Annotated in this window: 8 protein-coding genes; 1 reads left to right on the plus strand and 7 read right to left on the minus strand. The window is 62.0% G+C overall.

Going from position 1 to position 9,150, the window contains the following annotated elements:
- Position 1: 1 nt before the first annotated feature.
- Positions 2–460, minus strand: coding sequence for an Lrp/AsnC family transcriptional regulator (locus tag AC3WTO_RS11475; RefSeq protein WP_492460822.1), 459 nt, complete (start codon positions 458–460; stop codon positions 2–4).
- A 152-nt stretch (positions 461–612) separates the two neighbouring features.
- Here AC3WTO_RS11475 and AC3WTO_RS11480 point away from each other — a divergent pair, with 152 nt between their 5' ends.
- Positions 613–4,053: an indolepyruvate ferredoxin oxidoreductase family protein gene (locus AC3WTO_RS11480; RefSeq protein ID WP_492460823.1), complete on the plus strand. Its 3,441-nt coding sequence runs from the start codon at positions 613–615 to the stop codon at positions 4,051–4,053.
- A gap of 255 nt (positions 4,054–4,308) precedes the next feature.
- Here the strand turns inward: AC3WTO_RS11480 and AC3WTO_RS11485 are convergent, their stop codons facing one another.
- From AC3WTO_RS11485 to AC3WTO_RS11510, 6 genes are all read right to left on the minus strand, one after another.
- Positions 4,309–4,905 (minus strand): TetR/AcrR family transcriptional regulator, encoded by a 597-nt coding sequence (locus AC3WTO_RS11485; RefSeq protein WP_492460824.1) that lies wholly within the window; start codon positions 4,903–4,905, stop codon positions 4,309–4,311.
- Positions 4,906–4,938: 33 nt separating this feature from the next.
- On the minus strand, positions 4,939–6,249 hold the full coding sequence (paaK, locus tag AC3WTO_RS11490) for a phenylacetate--CoA ligase PaaK (RefSeq protein ID WP_492460825.1): 1,311 nt from the start codon (positions 6,247–6,249) through the stop codon (positions 4,939–4,941).
- 52 nt (positions 6,250–6,301) lie between these two features.
- A complete protein-coding gene (gene paaI, locus AC3WTO_RS11495) occupies positions 6,302–6,748 on the minus strand; it encodes a hydroxyphenylacetyl-CoA thioesterase PaaI (protein ID WP_492460826.1) in 447 nt (148 codons plus the stop codon).
- Complete coding sequence (gene paaG / locus AC3WTO_RS11500) at positions 6,745–7,494, minus strand: 2-(1,2-epoxy-1,2-dihydrophenyl)acetyl-CoA isomerase PaaG (protein WP_492460873.1); 750 nt, start codon at positions 7,492–7,494, stop codon at positions 6,745–6,747. The genes paaI and paaG overlap by 4 nt, the downstream gene beginning before the upstream one ends.
- Before the next feature lie 240 nt (positions 7,495–7,734).
- Positions 7,735–7,878, minus strand: coding sequence for a hypothetical protein (locus tag AC3WTO_RS11505; protein ID WP_492460827.1), 144 nt, complete (start codon positions 7,876–7,878; stop codon positions 7,735–7,737).
- Positions 7,879–7,902: 24 nt separating this feature from the next.
- Entirely contained in the window at positions 7,903–8,841 is a 939-nt protein-coding gene (locus AC3WTO_RS11510; RefSeq protein WP_492460875.1) for a sensor domain-containing diguanylate cyclase, read from the minus strand.
- Positions 8,842–9,150: the final 309 nt, after the last annotated feature.

A 9,150-nucleotide genomic window follows, 5' to 3' on the forward strand; every position in this document is an offset into this window, starting at 1 on the left:
CCTAAACCGGCACCTGCCCGTGCACTTTGATGTCCTTGAGCACCAGATTGGTGCGTACATGGGCAATGCCAGGCAGCCGGAACAGGAAATGCTCTAGGAAGTCGTTATAGGCATCCTTGTCGCGACAGACGACATGCAGGTGGTAGTCGGCCTCGCCGGTGGTTGAAAAACACTCCAGCACCTCCGGCCGCGCGGCGACGCGTGAAACGAAAGTGGCGAGATGCTCGGCCTCATGCCGTGATAGCATGACATGCACCACCGCCGAGAAATTCAGCCCGGCCTTCATCGGATCGACGACGGCGCCATAGCCGGAAATGATGCCGGCCTCTTCCAGCGACCTGACCCGCCGCCAGCAGGCGGACGCCGACATGCCGGCCTTCTCCGCCAGTTCCTGGTTGGAGATCCGCGCATCCTGCTGCAGCAGCCGCAGCAGAATCCTGTCCGGCTCGGTGAGTTGCATGGAAATCTCCCCCTTTCGGTTTATTTTCCCGATCGAATATCCCTTTTTGGTTAATTTGACCACATCGTCTTCGATCAAAGGTAAGACTGGCAGGATATTTCAGGCAGCAGGCGTAGACTGAACTGGATGATACCCTCTTGGGAGATCCGGCCGTGGCTGACGCTGCCCCCTCGCTTGCCGACTACAATCTCAACGATCGCTACACGAACACGGACGGCCGTGTTTTTCTGACCGGCACCCAGGCGCTGGTGCGCATCACGCTCGACCAGGCGCGGCGCGACAAGGAGCGCGGCCTCAACACGGCCGGCTTCGTCTCCGGCTATCGCGGCTCACCGCTGGGCGGCGTCGACCTTGAGCTTTGGCGCGCGAAGGATCTCGTCAAGCAGCACGGCATCGAGTTCCTGCCGGCCGTGAACGAGGACCTTGCCGCCACCGCCGTGCTCGGCTCGCAGCAGGTCGAGACCAATCCGGAGCGGACCGTCGAAGGCGTGTTTTCGATGTGGTACGGCAAGGGGCCAGGTGTCGATCGCGCCGGCGATGCACTGAAGCACGGCAATGCTTATGGCTCCTCGCCGCATGGCGGTGTGCTGGTGGTGGCCGGTGACGACCATGGCTGCGTGTCGTCCTCGATGCCGCATCAGTCCGACGTCGCTTTCATGGCTTGGTTCATGCCGACGCTGAACCCGGCATCGGTTGGCGAATATCAGGCCTTCGGCGAGTATGGTTATGCGCTGTCGCGCTTCACGGGCATGTGGGTTGGCTTCAAGGCGATCTCGGAAACCGTGGAGAGCGGCCAGTCGGTGGAAGTCGTCCCCGACCGCCGGTTCCAGCAGCCCGACTACACGCCGCCGCCGACCGGCCTGCATTATCGCTGGCCCGACCTGCCCGGTCCGCAGATCGAAGAACGCATGGAGGCCAAGAAGATGGCCGTCTATGCCTTTGCCGAAGCGAACCCGATCGACCGCCGCATCTACGACATCGCCGATGCCAGTTTCGGCATCGTCACCACCGGCAAGGCCCATCTCGACCTGATGGAAGCGCTGCGGCTGCTCGGGCTGGACGAGAAGGCATGCCGCAAGCTTGGCATCGACATCTACAAGGTCGGCATGGTGTGGCCGCTGGCGCGCCGCGACGCACTGGAGTTCGTCAAGGAAAAGAAAGAGATCCTCGTCGTAGAGGAGAAGCGTGGCATCATCGAAAGCCAGCTCAAGGAGTATTTCTACGACTATCCCGGTCACAAGCCGCACTCGATGGTCGGCAAGCGCGACGAGGACGGCAACCGCCTGATCTCGTGGATTGGCGAGCTGTCGCCGCGCATGCTGGCACCGATCGTCGCCAAGCGGCTGGACATGGTATTCCCGAACCTGCGCTTGCTCGACCGCGCGGCAGCCCTGCTGCCGGAATCGGAACGGCTGATCCAGGTGCCGGGCGCGGTGCGCACGCCCTATTTCTGTTCCGGCTGCCCGCACAACTCGTCCACCAAGGTGCCGGAAGGCTCCAAGGCGCTGGCCGGTATCGGCTGCCACTTCATGGCAAGCTGGATGGACCGTGAAACGACGTCGTTGATCCAGATGGGCGGTGAAGGCGTGAACTGGGCAGCCTCCTCGCTGTTCACCGGCAAGGGCCACATCTTCCAGAATCTCGGCGAAGGTACCTATTACCACTCCGGTTCGATGGCGATCCGCCAGGCGATCGCGGCGAAGGCCAACATTACCTACAAGATCCTGTTCAACGACGCGGTCGCCATGACCGGCGGCCAGCCGGTGGATGGCCCAATCAGCGTTCAGGCGATCGCGCAGGAAGTGCGTGCCGAAGGCGTCGACCGCATCGCGCTCGTCTCCGATCAGCCGGATAAGTTCAGCATCGCGGCATTTCCCTCGGGCGTGACGCTGCACAACCGCTCACAGCTCGATGCCGTGCAGCGTGACCTGCGCGAGGTGCAGGGCGTCTCCGTGCTCATCTACGAACAGACCTGCGCCACCGAAAAGCGGCGGCGGCGCAAGCGCGGCACGATGGAAGACCCCAAGCGTTTTGCCTGGATCAATGACCTGGTCTGCGAAGGTTGTGGCGACTGCTCGGTCGAGTCCAACTGCCTCAGCGTCGAACCGAAGGAAACGCCGTTCGGCCGCAAGCGCAGGATCAATCTTTCCAACTGTAACAAGGACTTCTCGTGCCTGAATGGCTTCTGCCCGAGTTTCGTGACCGTTGAAGGCGCGGTGAGGCGCAAACGACAGGCGAGCAGCGAGGATTTTGGTGCCCGCGCTGTGGCCCTGCCCTCTCCGAGCCTTCCCTCGCTCGATCATCCCTACGATCTTCTTGTGACCGGTGTCGGCGGCACTGGCGTGGTAACCGTCGGCGCACTGATCTCGATGGCCGCGCATCTGGAGGGCAAAGGCAGCTCGGTGCTCGACTTCACAGGCTTCGCGCAGAAGTTCGGCCCGGTGCTCTCCTTCATCCGGCTGGCTGCAACGCCCACACACATCAACCAGGTCCGTATCGATGCCGGTGCCGCGGATGCGCTGATCGGCGGCGACATCGTGGTGTCATCATCGCCCAAGGCTTCCGGCTGTTACAGGGCTGGAATGCAGGCGGTGGTGAACATGGCTGAAATGCCGACCGGCGATATCGTGCGGCTGCGCGATGCCGATCTTTCGACGCGCCGCCGGCTCAAAGAAATCGAGCGGGTAGCCGGCGCTGACAATGTGCGTGCGCTGGACGCCAATGCCCTTGCCGAGCGGCTCTTCGGCGACGCCGTCTTCGCCAACATCATCCTGCTGGGCTATGCCTGGCAGCGCGGGCTGGTGCCGATCGAACACAACGCGCTGCAAAGGGCGATCGAGCTGAACGGCGTCGCGGTCGAACGCAACAGACAGGCCTTTGCCGCCGGCCGACTGGCTGCCGCCGACCCGCGCGCACTTGCTCCCGATCTGCCGGCGGCGGCAGCCGAAAGCCTGGACGAGATGATTGCCCGGCGCGAGGCTTTCCTTACGGACTATCAGGATCGGGCCTGGGCGCAGCGTTATCGCGCGACAGTGGATCGGGTTCGCGATGCCGAGCGGTCTTCCGGCTCCGAAGCCGTGACCGAAGCTGTGGCGCGCTCACTGTTCAAGCTGATGTCCTACAAGGACGAATATGAGGTGGCGCGGCTGCACATGCAGACCGGTTTCCTGGCAGAACTGAAGCGCGAGTTCGACGGCGACTACAAGGTCAACTACCACTTCGCGCCGCCCTTCATGGGTGGCGAGAAAGACGCACGCGGCCGGCCACGCAAACGCCAGTTCGGCCAGTGGATCCAGACCCCGCTGCGTATGATGGCCCACCTGAAGCGATTGCGTGGCACGGCCTTTGATCCGTTCGGCTACACGGCGGAACGCCGCATGGAGCGGGAACTGATCGGCTGGTACCAGGGCTTGGTAGACCAGATCGTCGGTCGGCTCGGCGCGCAGCCTTCAGCCGAACTGTTGGAACTGGCGAAGGCACCGATGGATATCCGCGGCTATGGGCCGGTGAAGGATGAAGCGGTCGCGAAGGTCAAGGCACGCGTCGCTGCGCTGCTTGCCAAGGCGGATGCTGAAACGCGGCAAGCCGCGTGAGGATTTCAGGTCGTTGATTTGTGCGTCCTTCGAGGCTCGCTTCGCGAGCACCTCAGGATGAGGACAGTATTAGCGGCACAACTGTCTTCATCCTGAGAGGATGAGGACAGTTGTGAGGCTTCAAGGCGAGAATCCCGAGACGTCTCGGAACTTGGGAGGTAGTTCCACAACGGTCCTCATCCTGAGGTGCGAGCCCGCAGGCGGGTGGAAAACAAGCACGACCTTATGCGGGCGAGCCTCGAAGGACGCACCAATCTATTTTAGCGAATTCACGCCATCGAGGAACAGCGACGTCACCATGTCGGCATAACCTTCGCGGTTCAACGCCCCGCTTGGCTTGAACCAGGTGTAGGCCCAGTTGAGGATGCCGAACAGCGACATGGTGACAGGCGTGACGCCGGCACGCGCCTTGCCGAGCTCGGGATTGATGTCGGTGAGTACATCGGAAAACGCCTTCACGATACGGCGTTCCATCTGCTGCAACTCGGTTTTCTGGGCTTCGGACAGCGACCCCGTGCCGTTGAGCAGAACCTGCTGGAAACTGGCGGCGGTGCGATAGTTCTCAAGTACGCCACCGATCAGGTGGCGCAACCTTTGCCGTGGCTCCAGTTCGGGACGATCAGCCTCCAGGATCGCCTGTTCTAGCTCGACCAGATGAGTGCGGCCGATATCGAACAGCAACAACTCCTTGCTTGGATAATAGTGGTAGAGCAGCGCCTTGGAGACGTTGTTCTCCTGCGCGATCTGCGCCATGGAAGCACGCTCCATGCCAAGCTTGGCGAAGACCGCAGCGGCGCTGTCGAGAATGCTGCGCCGTTTCTCGTCGAAATCAGCAGCCCTCGTCCTTGCCATCTTCTATCTCTTCGTCCGGCGCATGATCTCAGCTCATGCTTTAGGCCTGTTGTCGACGATCCGCCTGGCCTTGCCGGCAGAGCGCTCGACCGAATCGGGATCCCCGACCACGATCTTGGTGCTCACACCCACCACGCTCTTGATGTGGTGCGCAAGTTCTTTGGCGGAAGCGGCGCGCTGGGTGGCTTCCACGGCATGTGGCATGGCCTCGACATGAACGGTCATGTCGTCGAGACGGCCTTCGCGGCTCAGCACGATCTGGAAATGTGGCGCGAGGCCAGCGCATTTCAGCAGCTGTTCCTCGATCTGGGTCGGGAAGACGTTGACGCCGCGCAGGATCATCATGTCGTCGGAGCGGCCGGTGATCTTCTCGATGCGCCGCATGGAGCGCGCGGTGCCCGGCAGCAGGCGGGTGAGATCACGTGTCCTGTAGCGGATGATCGGCAGTGCTTCCTTGGTCAGCGAGGTGAAGACCAGCTCACCCATCTCGCCATCCGGCAAGACTTCGCCCGTCTCGGGATCGATGATCTCCGGATAGAAATGATCTTCCCACACATGCAGCCCGTCCTTGGTCTCGACGCATTCGTTGGCGACGCCGGGACCGATGACTTCGGACAGGCCGTAAATGTCGACGGCATGCATGTCGAAGTCGTCCTGGATCTCCTCGCGCATGGCGTTCGTCCAGGGTTCGGCCCCGAAGATGCCGACCGCCAGCGACGACGAGCGTGGATCAACACCGATCCGCCGATACTCGTCCAGGATGGACAGCATATAGGAGGGCGTCACCATGATGATGCGCGGCTTGAAATCCTGGATCAGCGAGACCTGGCGCTCGGTCATGCCGCCGGAGACCGGCACCACCGTGCAGCCGAGTTTCTCAGCGCCGTAGTGCGCGCCGAGGCCGCCGGTAAACAGGCCATAGCCATAGGCGACATGGCAGATATCGCCTGGCCTGCCGCCCGATGCCCGGATGGAGCGGGCGACGCAGGTTGCCCACATGTCGATATCGTTCTGGGTGTAGCCGACGACGGTCGGCTTGCCCGTGGTTCCCGAGGACGCATGGAGGCGTGCCAACTTCTCGCGCGGCACGGCAAACATGCCGAATGGATAGGTGTCGCGCAGGTCCTTTTTGACGGTGAAGGGGAACTTCGACAGGTCCGACAGTTGCCGCAGATCGTCGGGATGCACACCGGCCGCGTCGAACTTCGCCCTGTAGTGCGGCGAGTTGCGATAGGCATGGTCTAGCGTTGCCTTCAACCGCTTGAGCTGGAGTGCCGAAATCTCGTCGCGCGAAGCAATCTCGATCGGCTCCAGATCGCCCGGACGCGGAGACAGGTCTTCCATTCAGATCCTCCCAGATCGTCAGCGCTGCCGCCCCTCGACGGATGCGCAGCGCCTATGCCGGCAACGGCAGATGTGTTCCCTTGACCGTACGCGAGTGACCACGGAATTCCGCCACCCGCTCCCCTTTCTGGTTGATCACCGCGATGTCGTAGATACCGTTGCGCCCGGAACGCGACACCTCGCGTGCACGCGCCGTCAGCCTGTCGCCGAGAAAAGCAGGCGCGACGAAGGTAACCGAGCAATGCTGCGCCACCGCCCGCTGATTGTAGCTGTTGCAGGCGAAGGCGAAGGCCGAGTCTGCAAGCGTGAACATGTAGCCGCCGTGGCAGGTGTTGTGACCGTTGGTCATCACGTCTGTAACGGTGAAGGAAACGGTGGCTTCGCCTGGCCCGACATGTTCGAGTTCCATGCCGAGATGCCGCGAGGCGCGATCGTCTCGCCACATCGCTGCGGCCGAGGCCGTGGCAACCGCCGCCGCATCTCCGAGATCGACCGTCATTTACCCTTGAACTCCGGCGTGCGCTTTTCCAGGAACGCGACAACGCCTTCAGCATAATCTGCGCTGCGGCCCGCCTTGCGCTGCAGGTCGCGTTCAAGGTCGAGCTGCTGATCGAGCGTATTGGCGGCACTGGCATGAATGGCCTGCTTGGTCAGGCCGATGCCAAAGGTCGGACCGGCAGCCAGACGCCCTGCCAGTGCCGTCGCCTCCGGCATCAATTGTTCGTCGTCGACCGCCTTCCAGATCAGTCCCCAGTCGGCTGCGGTTTGTGCCGGCAATGGCTCGGCGGTCAGCACCAGCGCCTTGGCGCGCGCTTCGCCGAGCAGGCGCGGCAAGGTCCAGGTACCGCCGGAATCCGGCACCAAGCCTATCTTAGAAAAAGCCTGGATGAACTTGGCCGATTTCGCCGCCAGCACGATGTCGCAGGCCAGCGCTATGTTGGCGCCGGCCCCGGCGGCAACGCCGTTGACGGCACAGATGACGGGTTTGTCCAGCGAGCGGATCAGGCGCAGCAACGGGTTGTAGTAGGTCTCGATCGTATGGCCGAGATCCGGCGCCTCGGAGGCTTTGCGCGGATCGCGATCACCGAGATCCTGGCCGGCGCAGAAGGCACGGCCGGCGCCGGTAAGCAGCACGGCACGGATCGCAGCATCATCGCGCGCCCGTTCGAACGCAGCGCGCAAGGCTTCGTGCAGTTCCGGATTGAAGGAATTCAGCTTGTCGGGACGGTTGAGCGTCAACGTCATGACGCCATCGGTGATCGCGACCAACAGCGTGTCGGCCAACCGCGGATCAGATTGGGTCACGTCATCTCCTCCCGGTCCCGCCAAGCTCCTTCCCGGCGAAGGCCTTGACAGTTACATAATCCGACCGGTCGGTCAATATTAAAGTCAGTGAACCGTAGAGACCGGCTACCTCCTGCCCGCCTCTGGCACCGGAAAAACGGTAAAAAAACAATCCGCCTGTCGCGCTCTGATGGCGTCGGTTCAATTGCGGCTGCGGGCGCTATTCAGATCGCCGAGTGCTTTCAGCGCATCACGGTCGCCAGTTGCCGCCGCAGCGCGGAAGACCTGTTCGGCGTCCGCAAATCGATAAAGCTTCATGTAGGCGTAACCACGCAGGATCATCACAGGGCAGCAATCGATTTGGCGGGTTCACATGGCTGGCGCCGGTTCGTTTCTCGGCTCGCCTTCGACACAAATCCGGTTGCGTCCGCCAAGTTTTGCCCGATAGAGCGCCTTGTCGGCACGTTCATACAGGGTGGCCAGCGTATCGTCCGGTCGAACCAGGGCAATCCCGGCTGAAAACGTGTAGCCGAAGGCGCGTTTGACACCCAGCGGCCTGGACAGGCGAACCTGCGATAGCATGCGCTGGACGATTCTTTCCGCGTCCTCCAGACCCGCTCCGGGCAGGACGAGCGCGAACTCCTCGCCGCCGACACGGCCGATGCTGTCGAGACGGCGCACCATGCCATGGATTGTCGTTGCGAAATCCCGCAACACGATGTCGCCGGAGGCATGGCCAAAGCGATCGTTGATATCCTTGAAATGATCGAGATCGAGCATCGCCAGGCAGCCACTGCTCTCATTGGGCGCGGCAGCCGCTCTGGCAATGACTTCTTCCGCTCTCGCCAGGATGAAGCGGCGATTGGGTATGCCCGTCAACTCATCCGTCTGCGCCACTTTGAGGGCAAAGTCGCGGTCCTGCCTGACCTTTCGTTCGGTCGCCCGGATCGATGTGATGTCGCTGGCGATGCAAAGCATCCATCCTTCGGCATCGACGGTTTCCGTCATCCAAAGCCAGCGTCCGTCGAAGAGATCCGTTTCGAAGGCGCGGAAGCCAACCTTTCCACGCCGCGCCTGGGTCGACACCAGCCACTCTTCGAAATTGGCTGCGCGGATCATCGTCCCACGCGCCAGCGCAAAGTTCCGGCGCATGATATCCGCCCATAGCGGCGTCTCTTCGGGCTCGATGAAATAGACTTCGCGAAATGCCCGATTGGCGTATCTCAGGCGATCGGAGCCATCATAAAGCGCCACCATGGCGCCGGAAATTTCCTGGACCTTCGATAGTCGAAGAACGACGTCTTCCATCATCAGCCGCTGCAAGTCCCCGCCGAGCGCATGACCCGGAAAATCGGAATCGATTTTCGGAAAGGATCATACGCCAAACCAAAGTGTTAGAGCGACCTTTGCGCGTCCAAAAGGACTCCCGGCGCTCTAAGACAGCACGTTAGCATACTATCATATGCGGTTGGATTGCGCTGGTTTGATGTCATTCTCAGGCGTGTCGGCTGGCGGAAATTGTTTCTATGGTTTCCGCCAGCCGCTCCTCGTCACCATTTGAGGCCGAGTTTTGCGGTACCGGCGAGGTTGTGGACGTTTCCGGAGACTTCGCCCTGC

Source organism: Mesorhizobium sp. EU05-FHT14A09, assembly GCF_058790995.1.